Consider the following 15,459-nt stretch of genomic DNA (forward strand, 5'->3'; position numbering starts at 1 on the left):
GTGCCCCACGCGACGGTGGGGCACAGCCGGCTCGTTCTTCGCCGCGGGTCAGTCCAGCCTGCGCCCCCGATTGCCCGGTCGGGCGGCGACCCAGATGCGGACGGTCTCGGGGTACCAGAAGGGCTTGCCGCCCTCGACGTGGTCGGGCGGGGGCAGCAGTCCGTGCTTGCGGTAGGACCGTACGGTGTCCGGCTGCACCCTGATGTGCGCCGCGATCTCCTTGTAGGACCAGAGCCTTCGGTCGGTCATGAGCTGCACCTCCTGCGCGCGCGGGGGCGGCGGCCGGGAGGCCGCCCGGGGGAGCCCGGCGCTGCGTTGGCGATCACCAAGCCTGTGCCCGGTGAACGACGCTCGGTGACCGTCGGGAGGCGGCTGTTGACCGCGTGTGACGCAAGGCCCGCGTACACGCGACATGTGTGACAAGAAGGGGGTGTTTGTGACAGACGTGACGCATAGGCGTGCGCGGGGCCCGCGGGAGGGGCGCGTCGACAAACGCCCCGGGAATGCCCCAACGGACACCCCAGGCACGCCCCGGGCAGTCGGTGAAGGTCGTCGGAGAAGGCCGTCGACAGGAGGCGGGCCGGACCCGCTGCGACAGGCCCGACCCGACTCCGTTCCCCGCCATCCCCCCGGAACAACCGGATCAACTGGCGGGACCCAGCCTGTATTCAGCCGACGCGCCAGGTCTTGGAAAAATGCGCACCCGGTACGGACCAATCGTTCGGCCGCACCGGCAGGACCAGGCTCGTCGCCTCCCCGCTCAGCCGGTCCGCCGCCGGGGACACCGCCACCGGACCCTGTCTGGCCTGCGCGAACTCCCTCGGCGTATACCCCGTCATCGCCTTGAACTCGCCGCTGAGATGCGCCTGGTCGTAGAAGCCGCAGAGCGCCGCGGTCTCGGCCGCGCTCTGTCCGTCCGCCAGCAGCCGACGGGCCCGTTGCAGCCGCAGCACCCGGGCCGCCGCCTTGGGGCCGAGCCCGATCTGCTCCCGGAAACGATTCTCCAGGTGCCGAACGCTCCAGCCGACCTCCTCGGCCAGCCGGGGCACCGGTATCGAGCCGCCCGTCCGCACCAGCAGGGCCCAGGCCCGGGCCACCCGCTCCGAACTCGGCGTGCCGGCCGCCCACCACCGGGCGAACACCTCGTCGAGCAGCCCGAACCGTTCCTCCCAGCCGGGCAACGCGGCCAGCGCGGCGGCGAGTTCCCCGACGGAGGTGGCCAGCGCGTGCGGCAGCTCGTCGGGGTCGACGGTGCGGTTGACCAGCTCGTGCTGAGGCGTGCCGAAGAGCGTGAACGCGGCCCAGGGCGTGAGCAGCACCTCGATGCCCGACATCCGCCCGCCGTGCTCGCCGACGGCCGGCATGGTCGTCGGCGCGCAGTACACGGACACGAGGGTGTCGGGACTTCGGCCTGTCCGTGAGATGCGGACAGGCTGGTCGAACCCCAACAGCAGGGTGGCGGCGCCGATGGGAGTCTCCAGTCGCCGCCGGGGCCGGTCGAGCGCCAGCCGAATCCCGCGATAACTCATCACACCTGGCCGCAGCCGGGGGTGCGGCGAGCCCATGGCGAACTCCCAGGACCCGCCTGGTCCTTGTCCCGACCGAGTGTGCACGGTGCTGGCAGCCATGGGTGCCCATGGTGCTACGGCAGGGCGACGTCCTGAAAGGGGCGCGGGGAACTGCGCGACCATCCCCCACGCCCCGCAGACGACGAACTACGTCCCGCAGGCAACGAACTACGTCCCGCAGACGACGAACTACGTCCCGCAGGCAACGAACTACGCCCCACAGGCGACGAACTACGCCCCGCAGGACCGCAGAAACGCCCTGGTCCGCTGAGCGATCGGCAACGGAGTGTCCGGCTCGCACGGATACATGTCCTGCTCGACGATCGCGAAGAGATCGACGTCGAGCTTGCCGGCCGCCGCCAGGACGGGACCCAGCTCCGGCACGCCCCGAGGCGGCTCACACATCACACCCTGCGCGACCGCAGGACCGAACGGCGTGCCCTTCGACTTCACGTCCGCCAGAATCGCCGGGTCGACCTGCTTGAGGTGCAGGTACCCGATCCGCGACCCGTACGTCTCGATCAGCTTGACGCTGTCGCCGCCGCAGTACGCGTAGTGCCCGGTGTCCAGGCACAGCGAGACCAGGTCGGAGTCGGTGCCGTCCAGGAACCGGACGACGTTCTCCTCGCTGTCGATGTGGGTGTCGGCATGCGGGTGGACGACGATCTGCAACCCGTACCGCTCCCGCACCTCCCGCCCCAGCCGCTCCGTCAGCGAAGTGAGATTGCGCCACTGCTCGGGCGTCAGCGTGTCGGACTCCAGCACCTCGCCGGTCTTGTCGTCCCGCCAGAAGGACGGGATGACGACGAGATGCTTCGCGCCCATCGCCTGCGCGAGCACCGCGTTGTCCGCGACGTGCGCCCAGGTCTTCTCCCACACGGCCTCGCCGTGGTGCAGGCCGGTGAAGACCGTGCCCGCCGAGACCTTCAGGCCGCGCCTGGTCGTCTCCTCGGTGAGGACTGCGGGATCGGTCGGCAGGTACCCGTAGGGGCCGAGCTCGATCCACTCGTAGCCGGACTGCGCGACCTCGTCGAGGAAGCGCTGCCAGGTGACCTGGGCGGGATCGTCCGGGAACCAGACGCCCCAGCTGTCGGGGGCCGATCCGATCCGGATGCGGGAAAGTGAGGACTCAGGTGACAACGACGTCATGGACGTCAGCGTGCGGTCTCCCCGAAGGGGGTGTCAAGGGCTGGTCCGAATGTCTGGACAAAACATTGACAGGGCCCGCCGCGCGGGGCTACAAAGCCGTGAGAGCCGACACCGGGCGTGGACGAGGGACGTGTGCCGGGGCGAGCCGAATGCGAAGGGAACTCGATGGCGTACGACCTGATCACCATGGGGCGGATCGGAGTGGACCTCTATCCGCTGCAGACGGGTGTGCCACTCCCGCAGGTCACGTCCTTCGGGAAGTTCCTGGGAGGATCGGCGACCAACGTCGCCGTCGCCGCCGCCCGGCTCGGCCGGGAGACCGCGGTGATCTCCCGCACCGGCGACGACCCCTTCGGCGTCTATCTGCACGAGGCCCTGCGCGGCTTCGGCGTGGACGACCGCTGGGTCACCGCCGTGCCCGGGCTGCCGACGCCCGTCACCTTCTGCGAGGTCTTCCCGCCGGACGACTTCCCGCTGTACTTCTACCGGCAGCCCAAGGCCCCGGACCTGGAGATCGACGCCCATGAGCTCGACCTCGGCGCCGTCCGCGAGGCCCGCGTCTTCTGGGTCACCGGCACCGGCCTGAGCGAGGAGCCAAGCCGTACCGCGACCCTCGCCGCGCTCGGCCACCGGGCCAGGGCCGGCACCACGGTCTTCGACCTGGACTGGCGCCCGATGTTCTGGTCGGACCCGGAATCGGCCCGCCCCTTCTACACCGAGGCCCTCAAGCACACCACCGTCGCCGTCGGAAACCTCGACGAGGTGGAGGTCGCCACCGGAGTGCGCGAGCCGCAGGCCGCGGCGCAGGCGCTGCTGGACGCCGGCGTCGAACTCGCGGTCGTCAAGCAGGGCCCCAAGGGCGTCCTCGCCGTCAACAGCAAGGGCGAGTCCGCCGAGGTCCCGCCGCTGCCGGTGAACGTGCTCAACGGCCTCGGCGCCGGTGACGCCTTCGGCGGCTCCCTCTGCCACGGCCTGCTCGCGGGCTGGGACCTGGAGAAGATCATGCGTCACGCCAACGCGGCCGGGGCGATCGTCGCCTCCCGCCTGGAGTGCTCCTCCGCGATGCCGACCGCCGCCGAGGTCGAGGCCGCGATCGCCGCCGGAGCGGTGCTGTGATGGCGGGCCGCAAGCGCGGTGCCACCGACGAGACCGACGACACGGGCTGCCTCGGCATGACCACGCAGCCACGCAGCAGCGAGCCCGTGCCCCAGGCCCAGCCCGAGATCCCGACCGGGACCACGACCGTCGACGTCTGTGAACTCGTCCGGCTGCGCACGCAGTACCCCGAGGCGATCGCCGAGGCCGCCGCCCGCCGCCCGCGCAGGCCGCTGCTGAACGACTCCGGCCGACTGATGATCGTCGCGGCCGACCACCCGGCCCGTGGCGCGCTCGGCGTCGGCGGCGACCGGTTGGCCATGGCCAACCGCGCCGACCTGCTGGAGCGCCTCTGCCTGGCGCTCTCCCGCCCCGGCGTGGACGGCGTTCTCGCGACCGCCGACATCCTCGACGACCTGCTGCTGCTCGGCGCTCTCGACGGCAAGGTCGTCATGGGCTCGATGAACCGCGGCGGCCTCCAGGGCTCCGTCTTCGAGCTCGACGACCGCTTCACCGGCCACCGCGCCGAGGACATCGAGCGGCTGAACTTCGACGCGGGCAAGCTGCTGCTGCGCATCGACTACGACGACCCGGGCTCCCTCACCACCCTGGAGACCACGGCCCGCGCGATCGACGACATGGCCGCCCGCAGGCTCCCCCTCTTCGTCGAGCCGTTCATCAGCCGTCGCACCCCCGAGGGCAAGGTGCGCAACGACCTGTCCGCGGAGGCCGTGACCAGGTCGATCGCCATCGCCTCCGGGCTGGGCGGCACGTCCGCCTACACCTGGCTGAAGGTCCCGGTCACCGACAACCCCGACGACATGGCCGAGGTCATGGAGACGTCCACGCTTCCCGCCGTCCTGCTGGGCGGCGAGGTCGGCGACGACCAGGACGGCGCGTACGAGAAGTGGCGCGGGGCGCTGCAACTGCCCACCGTGCGGGGCCTGGTGGTCGGCCGTTCGCTGCTCTACCCGGCGGACGGGGATGTCGCCGCCGCCGTGGACACCGCCGTCGGACTGCTGTGAGGGCCGCATGACGAACAACAGCCTGTACGTTCCGCGCGGCGCCACCGCCGACGCGCACTACGTTCTCGACATCGACCCGAAGCGGGCCGGCTGGACCCACAGCAGTCTGCGGATCGTCGAGCTGGAGGCGGGTGGCACGCACACCTTCACCACCGGTGACAGTGAGTGGATCGTGCTTCCGCTCGAAGGCGGATGTACCGTACAAACAGACGGAAACGAGTTCCAACTCCTGGGCAGGGAAAGCGTGTTCGCGTCGGTCTCCGACTTCGCGTACGTTCCCCGAGACGCCCGGGTCCAGATCGCCTCCGGCGCGGGAGGCCGCTTCGCCCTGGCAGGAGCGAAGTGCGAGCGACAACTCCCCGCCCGCTACGGCCCCGCGCCGGAGGTCCCCGTCGAAGAGCGCGGCAGCGGCAACTGCGCCCGTCTGGTGCGCAACTTCGCCTCCGCCGACGCCTTCGACTGCGACAAGCTGATCGCCGTCGAGGTGATCACCCCCGGCGGCAACTGGTCCTCGTACCCGCCGCACAAGCACGACGAGCACCGGCCGGGCGAGGAGGCCGAGCTCGAGGAGATCTACTACTTCGAGATCGACGGCCCGAACGGCTTCGGCTATCAGCGGGTGTCCCCCTCGCGCGAGGGCGGCGCCGACGTCCTCGCCGAGGTCCGCTCCGGTGACGCCGTCCTCGTCCCGGACGGCTGGCACGGTCCGGCCATCGCCCAGCCGGGCCACGCCATGTACTACCTGAACGTCATGGCGGGACCGGGCCAGACCCGGGAGTGGCGGATCTGCTTCCACCCGGACCACGTAGAGAGCACAGGGGGTTACCGATGACGTCGACCTCGACGACCACCAGGCTGACCGTGGCCCAGGCGCTGGTGCGCTTCCTCGCCGCCCAGTACACGGAGCGGGACGGCGTACGGCAGCGGCTGATCGGCGCGACCTGGGGCATCTTCGGCCACGGCAACGTCGCCGGCCTCGGCCAGGCGCTGATCGAGTACGGCGCCGAGATGCCGTTCCACCAGGGCCGCAACGAGCAGTCCATGGTGCACGCGGCCGTGGGCTACGCCCGCCAGTCGAACCGGCTCTCCACGCACGCGGTGACGACGTCCATCGGCCCCGGCGCGACCAACCTGGTCACCGGCGCCGCCCTCGCGACCGTCAACCACCTCCCGGTCCTTCTCCTCCCCGGCGACGTCTTCGCGACCCGCGTGGCCGACCCGGTGCTCCAGCAGCTCGAAGTCCCCTACGCGGGCGATGTGTCGGTCAACGACTCGCTGCGCCCGGTGTCGAGGTACTTCGACCGCGTCACCCGCCCCGAGGCCCTGATCCCGGCCGCCCTCCAGGCGATGCGGGTGCTGACGGACCCGGTGGAGACGGGCGCGGTCACCCTCGCGATGCCCCAGGACGTCCAGGCCGAGGCCTACGACTGGCCCGACGAGTTCTTCGCCGAGCGCACCTGGGTCGTCCGCCGCCCGGGCGCCGACCCGACCGAACTCGCGGAGGCGGTCCGCGCGATACGCGCCGCCCGCCGCCCGCTGATCATCGCCGGCGGCGGAGTCCACCACAGCCGCGCGGAGGAGGCGCTCGCCGAGTTCGCCGAGGCCACCGGCATCCCGGTCGCCTCCACCCAGGCCGGCAAGGGCTCGCTGCGCTATGACCACCCCCAGGACGTGGGCGGCGTCGGCCACACCGGCACCGCCACCGCCGACGAACTCGCCCGCACCGCGGACCTGATCATCGGCGTCGGCACCCGCTACACCGACTTCACCACGGCCTCGGGCACCCTGTTCACCGGTGACGGAGTCCGCTTCCTCAACCTCAACATCGCCCCCTACGACGGCCACAAGCTCGCCGGTCTGCCCCTCGTGGCGGACGCCCGCAGCGGCCTCGGCGAGCTGACCCAGGCCCTCGGACTGCACGGCCACCGCGTCGCGGACGCCTACGTCACCGAGTACTCCGAGGACAAGGAGCGCTGGGAGCAGCGCGTCGACGCCTGCTACGAGGCCGACGAGCCCGACGTGCGCCCGACGCAGCCGCAGGTGCTGGGCGCGCTGGACGCCCTCGCCGACGAGTCGGACGTCGTCATCAACGCGGCCGGTTCCCTCCCCGGCGACCTGCACAAGCTGTGGCGGGCCCGCTCCCGGGACCAGTACCACCTGGAGTACGGCTACTCCTGCATGGGGTACGAGATCCCGGCGGCCATCGGGGTGAAACTCGCCGCTCCCGAGCGCAACGTCTGGGCGCTGGTCGGCGACGGCACGTACCTGATGATGCCGACCGAGATCGTGACGGCCGTGCAGGAGGGGATCGCGATCAAGATCCTGCTCGTGCAGAACCACGGCTACGCCTCGATCGGCGGTCTGTCGGAGTCGGTCGGCGGCGAGCGGTTCGGCACCGCGTACCGCTACACCTCGGACGACGGCACCTTCACCGGGGCCCCGCTGCCCGTCGACCTGGCCGCCAACGTGGCCAGCCTCGGGATGCGCGTCCTGCGCGCGAAGACCGTCCAGGAACTGCGCGAGGCGCTCGCCGAGGCGCGCCGCGCCGACACTCCCACTTGTGTCTACGTGGAGACCGAAACGGCCGACACTGTGTCGGGCCCGCCGCCCGCGCAGGCCTGGTGGGATGTACCTGTGGCCGAGACCGCGACACGACCGTCCGCGGTGAAGGCACGTGAGCTGTACGAACGGCACGTCTCTACCCGACGCCGCCATCTGTGAAGGAGCACTCGGTCATGACGAAGATCGTCAACCACTGGATCGGCGGCAAGACCGTCGAAGGCGCGTCGGGCAACTACGGGCCGGTCACCGACCCGGCGACCGGCGCGGTCACCACGAAGGTCGCGTTCGCCTCGGTCGAAGAGGTCGACGCGGCGGTTGCGGCCGCGAAGGACGCCTACGCCACCTGGGGCGCCTCGTCCCTCGCCAAGCGCACCACGATCCTCTTCAAGTTCCGGGCGCTGCTGGACGCGCACCGCGACGAGATCGCCGAGCTGATCACCGCCGAGCACGGCAAGGTGCACTCGGACGCGCTCGGCGAGGTCGCGCGCGGCCTGGAGATCGTCGACCTGGCGTGCGGGATCACCGTGCAGCTGAAGGGCGAGCTGTCCACCGAGGTCGCCAGCCGCGTCGACGTGTCGTCGATCCGTCAGCCGCTGGGCGTCGTCGCGGGCATCACGCCGTTCAACTTCCCGGCGATGGTCCCGATGTGGATGTTCCCGATCGCGATCGCGACCGGCAACACCTTCGTGCTGAAGCCGTCCGAGAAGGACCCGTCGGCGTCCCTGAAGCTCGCCGAGCTGCTCGCGGAGGCCGGCCTGCCGGACGGCGTGTTCAACGTCGTCAACGGTGACAAGACGGCCGTCGACCGCCTCCTGGAGCACCCGGACGTCAAGGCCGTCTCCTTCGTCGGCTCGACCCCGATCGCCCGCTACATCCACACCACGGCCTCCGCGAACCACAAGCGCGTGCAGGCGCTCGGCGGCGCGAAGAACCACATGCTGGTCCTGCCCGACGCGGACCTGGACGCGGCGGCGGACGCGGCCGTCTCCGCCGCCTACGGCTCGGCCGGCGAGCGCTGCATGGCCATCTCGGCCGTGGTCGCGGTCGGCGCGATCGGCGACGAGCTGGTGGAGAAGATCCGCGAGCGGGCCGAGAAGATCAAGATCGGCCCCGGCAACGACCCGACCTCCGAGATGGGCCCTCTCATCACGGCTGTCCACCGTGACAAGGTCGCCTCCTACGTCACCGGCGCGGCGGCCGAGGGCGCCGAGGTCGTCCTGGACGGCACCGGCTACACGGTCGAGGGCTTCGAGGACGGCCACTGGATCGGCATCTCGCTCCTCGACAAGGTTCCGACCACGGCGAAGGCCTACCAGGACGAGATCTTCGGCCCGGTCCTGTGCGTCCTGCGCGTGGACACCTACGACGAGGGCGTGGCGCTGATCAACAGCTCCCCCTTCGGCAACGGCACCGCGATCTTCACCCGGGACGGCGGCGCGGCCCGCCGCTTCCAGCTGGAGATCGAGGCCGGCATGGTCGGCGTGAACGTCCCGATCCCGGTCCCCGTCGGCTACCACAGCTTCGGCGGCTGGAAGGACTCCCTCTTCGGCGACCACCACATCTACGGCAACGACGGCACCCACTTCTACACCCGGGGCAAGGTCGTCACCACCCGCTGGCCCGACCCGGCCGACGCCCCCTCCGGCGTCGACCTGGGCTTCCCCCGCAACCACTGAGGCCCGACCGCCCGAGGCCCGACGCCCGACCGCGCCCTGCCCCTCCCGCTCTCGCGAGGGGGCAGGGCGCGGTCGCGTCACTGTGCGGCGCCGGCCTCCTCGATGACCTCGGTGAGGTCGCCGGTCTGCGCGGCCGGCGGGGCCTTCACCGCGGCCGTCTCGCCGAACTTCTCGAAGTCCATGGTGACCGTCACCTTGCCGGCGGTCTGCTTCAGCCGGACCGGCAGGTCCTTGTCGCCGACCCAGATGTCCATGGTGATGGTCTCCGTGCTGCCGGTGACCGAGTTGAACAGGGTGTCGTCGTCGGTATAGGCGTCCTTGAACTTGCCCATCCGGCTCTTGTCGACCACGGCCCGGTAGTGGGTCGTGCTCCGACCGTCGACGGTCTCCTTGCCGAGATCGTCCACGTCGTCGGCGTACTTCAGGCTCCGCATGGAGGCCGCCGGGCTGCCGCTGCCGCTCCCGGCGAAGGCCTGCGCGCCCTTCTCGCCGAAGAACGCCGACGCGTCCACCTTCATCCACTCCTTGCCGGCGAGCGGGCCGGCGGGCTGCGGGTCGACGTCGTAGTAGTAGGCGCCGTCGACGAACAGCATGCGGGTTTTCGGGGAGTCCTGCAGCGTCTGCAACTGGGCGGCCGCGGTGTCCATCCGGACGTCGAAGGCATAGCCGCCGCCCCAGGAGTAGACGCCGTCCATGGCGACCGGCTGCCCGGTTCCCAGATCGGTCGTCATCCTGACCTCGGCGGACCCCAGGTCCTCGGTCCGGTCGCCCGCCCGGGTCAGCGCCGCCAGGATCGCGGCGCTGTCGTCCACGACCTCGGCCGTGCCCTCGGCGGCCCCCTGCGCCGCCTGTGTGCCGCACCCGGTACTCGCCATGAGCGCCGCCGCCGTGATCCCCACCCAGACAGCGCTGTGCCCCGGTCTCATGTGCCCCACCCCTGTGAATCGTCTGTGACCCCGAACTCCAACGAGTCACACTGACACGCCCGTACGTCGAACGTCCTCACGTTTTCCCTTGATCGTGTTCGGGCCGCGTACCGCGCCCGCGGTACACGCGGCCGGCCGCGTACGCCCTCAGGAGGTCGGCCAGTTCGGTCTACGGTCGACAACTTCACGACAGGTTGACGCCGTACCGTTGAAGCATGGATCTTCGATTGCCCGGTCTGCGAGGACCATGGCGGCCGCGACGGATCATCTCCGCCGCGGCCGCAGTGGTCGTACTCGCCGGTGCCGGTACCTGGACGGCCGTCGCCTCCGACGACGACACGCCCGCGGTGCACCGCGCCGACCGGGTCATGGCGGTGGACGGCGTGCGCCTGGACACCTCCTACTTCACCGCCGGCGGATCCGGCCGCCGCCCCGCCGTCCTCCTCGGGCACGGCTTCGGCGGCAGCAAGGACGACGTACGCGGGCAGGCCGAGAAGCTCGCCCAGGACGGGTACGCGGTGCTCACCTGGTCGGCGCGCGGCTTCGGCGAGTCCACCGGCAAGATCGGGCTGAACGACCCGAAGGGCGAGGTCGCCGACGTCTCGAAGCTGATCGACTGGCTCGCGAAGCAGCCCCAGGTCCAGCTCGACAAGAGAGGCGACCCGCGCGTGGGCGTGGCCGGCGCCTCCTACGGCGGCGCGATCTCGCTGCTCGCCGCCGGGTACGACGACCGCGTCGACGCCATCGCCCCCGCGATCACCTACTGGAACCTCGCGGACGCCCTGTTCCCCGACGGCGTGTTCAAGAAGCTGTGGGCCGGCATCTTCTTCAACACCGGCGGCGGCGCCGCCCACTTCGAACCCGCGCTGGCCTCGATGTACGAGCGCGTCGCCGAGTCCGGCACGCCCGACGCCGCCGCCCGCGCGCTCCTCGAACAGCGCTCGCCGTCCGCCGTCGCCGACCGCATCAAGGTCCCCACCCTCCTCATCCAGGGCCAGACGGACTCCCTCTTCACCCTCGCCCAGTCCGACGCCGCCGAGAAGGCGATCAAGGCCAACGGCGCACCCGTCGACGTCGACTGGATCGCGGGCGGTCACGACGGCGGCGACCTGGAGAACAGCCGCGTCCAGGCCCGCGTGACCTCCTGGTTCGACCGGTACCTCAAGAAGGACACCGCCGCCGACACCGGCCCCGCCTTCCGCGTCACCCGCACCGGAGGCGTCGACTCCACCGACGGCGCCGCCCTGCTCAGGGGCGCGAGCTCGACCAGCTACCCCGGCCTGACCAGCGGCGACCGCTCGTTCCCGCTGGCCGGCCGCCGCGCGGAGCAGTCCTTCGCCAACCCGGCCGGCGCGAGCCCGCCCGCCGTCTCCGCCCTGCCCGGCCTCGGCGGCGGCGGTCTCTCCCAGCTCTCCTCCCTCGGCGTCGGCGTCTCGCTCGACTTCCCCGGCCAGTACGCCTCCTTCGACTCCGCCCCGGTCACCGGCGACCTGCGCGTCACCGGCTCCCCGACGGTCACCGTCCACGTCAAGTCGACGACCGACCAGGCCGTCCTCTTCGCCAAGGTCTACGACGTCGGCGCCGACGGCGCCCGGCAGGTGCTGCCCGCCCAGCTCGTCGCCCCGGTCCGGGTCGAGGGCGCCAAGGCCGGCAAGGACGTCACGATCACGCTCCCGGCGATCGACCACGAGGTCGACGAGGGCCACCGGCTGCGCCTGGTCCTCGCCTCCACCGACCTCGGCTACGCCTCCCCGCTGACCCCGGCGACGTACACGGTCTCCCTGAAGAGCGACTTGAAGGTCCCCACCGCCCCGGCCGTGACGACGGCGGCAGCCGCGCTCCCGTCCTGGGTCTGGTGGCTGCCCCTCGCCGGCGCGGGCGTCGCGCTGGCCCTGCTGCTGACCGCCCGCCGCCGCGTCACCACCGCCCCCGCACCCGACCCCGAGCTGGCCGACGTTCCGCTCCAGATCACCGACCTGAGCAAGAAGTACGCGGGCGGCGACCGCTACAGCGTCCGCGACCTCTCCTTCCAGGTCGAGAAGGGCCAGGTCCTCGGCCTCCTCGGCCCGAACGGCGCGGGCAAGACGACGACCCTGCGCATGCTGATGGGCCTGATCAAGCCCGACGGCGGCGAGATCCGCGTCTTCGGCCACGCCATCCGCCCGGGCGCCCCCGTCCTCTCCCGCGTCGGCTCCTTCGTCGAGGGCGCCGGCTTCCTCCCGCACCTGACCGGCCGGGAGAACCTGGAGCTGTACTGGCAGGCCACCGGCCGCCCGGCCGAGGACGCCCATCTCGCCGAAGCCCTGGAGATCGCCGGCCTCGGCGACGCCCTCGCCCGCGCGGTGCGCACCTACTCCCAGGGCATGCGCCAGCGCCTCGCCATCGCCCAGGCCATGCTCGGCCTCCCGGACCTGCTCATCCTCGACGAGCCGACCAACGGCCTCGACCCGCCGCAGATCCGCGAGATGCGCGAGGTGATGATCCGCTACGCGGCCGCCGGCCGCACGGTGATCGTCTCCAGCCATCTCCTGTCCGAGGTCGAGCAGTCCTGCACCCACCTCGTGGTCATGGACCGGGGCCGGCTGGTCCAGGCCGGCCCGGTCGCCGCGATCATCGGCTCCGGCGACACCCTCCTCGTGGGCACCGTCGCCCCGGTGGAGGAGCCCGTCGTGGAGAAGATCTCGGCGCTGCCCGGCATCGCCTCCGCGGCCGTCACCGACGACGGACTCGGACTCCTCGTCCGCCTGGACGCCGACGGCACCGCACAGCGCCTGGTCGCCGAACTCGTCCGGCTCGACGTGCCCGTGACCTCCGTCGGCCCGCACCGCCGCCTGGAGGACGCCTTCCTCACCCTGATCGGAGGTTCCGCATGAGCACGCTCACCGAGGTCGCCTCCGGCTACCAGGCCCGCCGCACCCTGCCGCTGCGCGTCGAGCTGGTCCGCCAGCTGGGGCGCCGCCGCACGATCGTCATGGGCGCCGTCCTCGCCGCCCTCCCGTTCGTCCTGCTCATCGCCTTCGCCATCGGCGGCGAGCCGGGCGGCCGCAACAACACGGTGTCCCTGATGGACACCGCGACCGCGTCCGGCGCCAACTTCGCCGCCGTCAACCTGTTCGTCTCGGCGGGCTTCCTGCTGGTCATCCCGGTCGCCCTGTTCTGCGGGGACACGGTCGCCTCGGAGGCCGGCTGGTCCTCCCTGCGCTACCTGCTGGCCGCGCCCGTGCCCCGGGCCCGGCTGCTGTGGTCCAAGCTCGTCGTCGGCCTCGGCCTCAGCCTGGCCGCGATGGTCCTGCTGCCGGTCGTCGCCCTCGCCGTCGGCTCCGCGGCCTACGGCTGGGGCCCGCTGGAACTGCCCACCGGCGGCGAGCTCGCCCCGGGCACCGCGGCCGGGCGGCTGCTGATAGTGATCGGGTTCATCTTCGTCAGCCAACTGGTCACCGCGGGGCTCGCGTTCTGGCTCTCCACCAGGACCGACGCCCCGCTCGGCGCGGTCGGCGGCGCGGTCGGCCTGACCATCGTCGGCAACGTCCTGGACGCCGTCACCGCCCTCGGCGACTGGCGCGACTTCCTGCCCGCGCACTGGCAGTTCGCCTGGGCCGACGCCGTCCAGCCCACCCCCGAGTGGTCCGGCATGATCCAGGGCACCGCCGTCTCGGTAACGTACGCGCTCGTCCTGTTCGCCCTGGCCTTCAGGGGTTTCGCCCGCAAGGACGTCGTCTCCTAGGTCACCGGAAGATCACCCACCGGTCTCGAAGACCGGCCGCCGTGCCCTCTTCGAGACGTATCCGCAACCCCCCGTGCCGCACGTTCCGGCCCCCTGCCCCGTCACAGTCACAGACATCGACGGACACAGGGGGCACGGGACATGAAGACGCACCGGATACCACGACTCCTCGCCGCCACGGCGGCCACGGCACTCCTGCTCACCGGCTGCGGAGCGGGCGCCGACTCCGACAGCGGCAAGGCCTCGGACGGAGCGGCGAACCGCAGCGACGGCTTCCCCGCCCCGGGCGAGTCCCGCGCGGAGCAGGGCCTCACGGACGAGGACCGCAAGGCCGCCCCCGACCTCCTCTCCACCTTCGCCCTCGACGTCGACACCGCCTCCTACGGCTACGCCCGCCGCACCCTCGCCGAAGGCCGGCTCCCGGACCCCTCGACCGTCCGCCCCGAGGAGTTCGTCAACAGCTTCCGCCAGGACTACGAACGCCCCGACGGCAACGGCTTCTCGGTCACCGTCGACGGCGCCCGCACCGGCGACGACGACTGGTCCCTGGTCCGCGTGGGCCTCGCCACCCGCAAGGCCGCCGCCGCGGGCGAACGCCCGCCCGCCGCCCTCACCTTCGTCATCGACGTCTCCGGCTCGATGGCCGAACCCGGCCGCCTGGACCTCGCCCGGTCCGCCCTCGGCACGATGACGGACCGCCTCCGCGACGACGACTCCGTGGCCATCGTCACCTTCAGCGGCGAGGCCGAGACCGTCCTGCCGATGACCCGGCTCGGCGACCACCGCGACCGCGTCCACGACGCCATCGACAGCCTGGAGCCGACCGACTCCACCAACCTCGGCGCCGGTGTGGAGACCGGTTACGACACCGCGGTCGAGGGCCTGCGCAAGGGCGCCACGAACCGGGTCGTCCTCGTCTCCGACGCCCTCGCCAACACCGGCGACACGGACGCCGACTCCATCCTGGACCGCATCTCCGACGCCCGCGAGGAACACGGCATCACCCTCTTCGGTGTGGGCGTCGGCAGCGACTACGGCGACGCCCTGATGGAACGCCTCGCCGACAAGGGCGACGGCCACACCGCCTACGTCTCGAACGAGGAGGACGCCCGCAAGGTCTTCTCCACCGACCTCCCGCAGAACGTCGACCTCACCGCCCGTGACGCCAAGGCCCAGGTCGCCTTCGACCCCGAGACGGTCGCCGAGTTCCGCCTCGTCGGCTACGACGACCGCCGCGTCGCCGACGACGACTTCCGCGACGACCGCGTCGACGGCGGCGAGGTGGGCCCCGGCCACACCGTCACCGCCCTGTACGCCGTGCGCACCAAGTCCGGGGCCGACGGCCACCTCGCCACGGCCACCGTCCGCTGGCTCGACCCCGACACCCGCACCCCGCACGAGACCTCCGGACAGCTGGAGACCGACGCCCTGCACGACGACCTCACCGACGCACCCGTCCGCTTCCAGGTCACCACGACGGCCGCCTACTTCGCCGACGCCCTGCGCGACGCGGAGCGCTCGCTGCCCGACGCCCCGTCACTGGGCGAACTCGGCGAAACGGCCGACGCGTTGACGCGGAAGACCGAGGACAAGGAGGTCGCCGACCTCGCCGAAGCCATCGCCGACGCAAGCCGCCTCGACCTCTAGTGCCGCGGCAGGCAACGTTTGCCCGTCAAGGAGCGGCGTCCGGTGCGTGCTCTCGGTGTGCCGGCCGGAAGTCCTCGTACTGGACGT

At 71.8% G+C, this 15,459-nt stretch carries 12 protein-coding genes; 8 read left to right on the forward strand and 4 right to left on the reverse strand.

The window, feature by feature from the left end; translation table 11 throughout:
• Positions 1 to 48 precede the first annotated feature (48 nt).
• The 3 genes from AB0J04_RS30355 to AB0J04_RS30365 all read right to left on the reverse strand — a co-directional run bounded on the left by AB0J04_RS30355 (position 49) and on the right by AB0J04_RS30365 (position 2,717).
• Positions 49 to 249, reverse strand: a complete 201-nt coding sequence (locus AB0J04_RS30355; RefSeq protein WP_363171768.1) for a MerR family transcriptional regulator — start codon at positions 247 to 249, stop codon at positions 49 to 51.
• 419 nt (positions 250 to 668) lie between these two features.
• Entirely contained in the window at positions 669 to 1,628 is a 960-nt protein-coding gene (locus tag AB0J04_RS30360) for an AraC family transcriptional regulator (protein ID WP_363171769.1), read from the reverse strand.
• Positions 1,629 to 1,799: 171 nt separating this feature from the next.
• The gene (locus AB0J04_RS30365; RefSeq protein ID WP_363171770.1) at positions 1,800 to 2,717 is read right to left on the reverse strand and encodes a sugar phosphate isomerase/epimerase; all 918 of its coding nucleotides are present in this window, start codon (positions 2,715 to 2,717) and stop codon (positions 1,800 to 1,802) included.
• Between the two features lie 165 nt (positions 2,718 to 2,882).
• Here AB0J04_RS30365 and iolC point away from each other — a divergent pair, with 165 nt between their 5' ends.
• The 5 genes from iolC to mmsA are packed head-to-tail and all read left to right on the forward strand — an operon-like array spanning position 2,883 to position 9,075.
• A complete protein-coding gene (iolC, locus tag AB0J04_RS30370; RefSeq protein ID WP_363171771.1) occupies positions 2,883 to 3,833 on the forward strand; it encodes a 5-dehydro-2-deoxygluconokinase in 951 nt (316 codons plus the stop codon).
• Positions 3,833 to 4,837 (forward strand): deoxyribose-phosphate aldolase, encoded by a 1,005-nt coding sequence (locus tag AB0J04_RS30375; protein ID WP_363171772.1) that lies wholly within the window; start codon positions 3,833 to 3,835, stop codon positions 4,835 to 4,837. Before iolC ends, AB0J04_RS30375 begins: the two co-directional genes overlap by 1 nt.
• Before the next feature lie 7 nt (positions 4,838 to 4,844).
• Positions 4,845 to 5,669 carry a 5-deoxy-glucuronate isomerase gene (iolB, locus tag AB0J04_RS30380; RefSeq protein WP_363171774.1) on the forward strand — a complete coding sequence of 275 codons (825 nt, stop codon included), beginning with the start codon at positions 4,845 to 4,847 and terminating at the stop codon, positions 5,667 to 5,669.
• A complete protein-coding gene (iolD, locus tag AB0J04_RS30385; RefSeq protein WP_363171775.1) occupies positions 5,666 to 7,558 on the forward strand; it encodes a 3D-(3,5/4)-trihydroxycyclohexane-1,2-dione acylhydrolase (decyclizing) in 1,893 nt (630 codons plus the stop codon). The genes iolB and iolD overlap by 4 nt, the downstream gene beginning before the upstream one ends.
• A 14-nt stretch (positions 7,559 to 7,572) precedes the next feature.
• Entirely contained in the window at positions 7,573 to 9,075 is a 1,503-nt protein-coding gene (gene mmsA, locus AB0J04_RS30390) for a CoA-acylating methylmalonate-semialdehyde dehydrogenase (RefSeq protein ID WP_363171776.1), read from the forward strand.
• A gap of 77 nt (positions 9,076 to 9,152) precedes the next feature.
• Here mmsA and AB0J04_RS30395 read toward each other — a convergent pair whose 3' ends face one another.
• A complete protein-coding gene (locus AB0J04_RS30395; RefSeq protein ID WP_363171777.1) occupies positions 9,153 to 10,001 on the reverse strand; it encodes a hypothetical protein in 849 nt (282 codons plus the stop codon).
• Positions 10,002 to 10,216: 215 nt separating this feature from the next.
• On the opposite strand from AB0J04_RS30395, the gene AB0J04_RS30400 reads away from it, so the two are divergent.
• The 3 genes from AB0J04_RS30400 to AB0J04_RS30410 all read left to right on the forward strand — a co-directional run bounded on the left by AB0J04_RS30400 (position 10,217) and on the right by AB0J04_RS30410 (position 15,372).
• Positions 10,217 to 12,874 (forward strand): alpha/beta fold hydrolase, encoded by a 2,658-nt coding sequence (locus AB0J04_RS30400; protein ID WP_363171778.1) that lies wholly within the window; start codon positions 10,217 to 10,219, stop codon positions 12,872 to 12,874.
• A complete protein-coding gene (locus tag AB0J04_RS30405) occupies positions 12,871 to 13,725 on the forward strand; it encodes an ABC transporter permease (protein ID WP_363171779.1) in 855 nt (284 codons plus the stop codon). Before AB0J04_RS30400 ends, AB0J04_RS30405 begins: the two co-directional genes overlap by 4 nt.
• Before the next feature lie 141 nt (positions 13,726 to 13,866).
• The gene (locus AB0J04_RS30410) at positions 13,867 to 15,372 is read left to right on the forward strand and encodes a von Willebrand factor type A domain-containing protein (RefSeq protein ID WP_363171780.1); all 1,506 of its coding nucleotides are present in this window, start codon (positions 13,867 to 13,869) and stop codon (positions 15,370 to 15,372) included.
• Positions 15,373 to 15,459 lie beyond the last annotated feature (87 nt).

It is taken from the genome of Streptomyces sp. NPDC050263, from assembly GCF_040655955.1.
GTDB lineage: Bacteria > Actinomycetota > Actinomycetes > Streptomycetales > Streptomycetaceae > Streptomyces.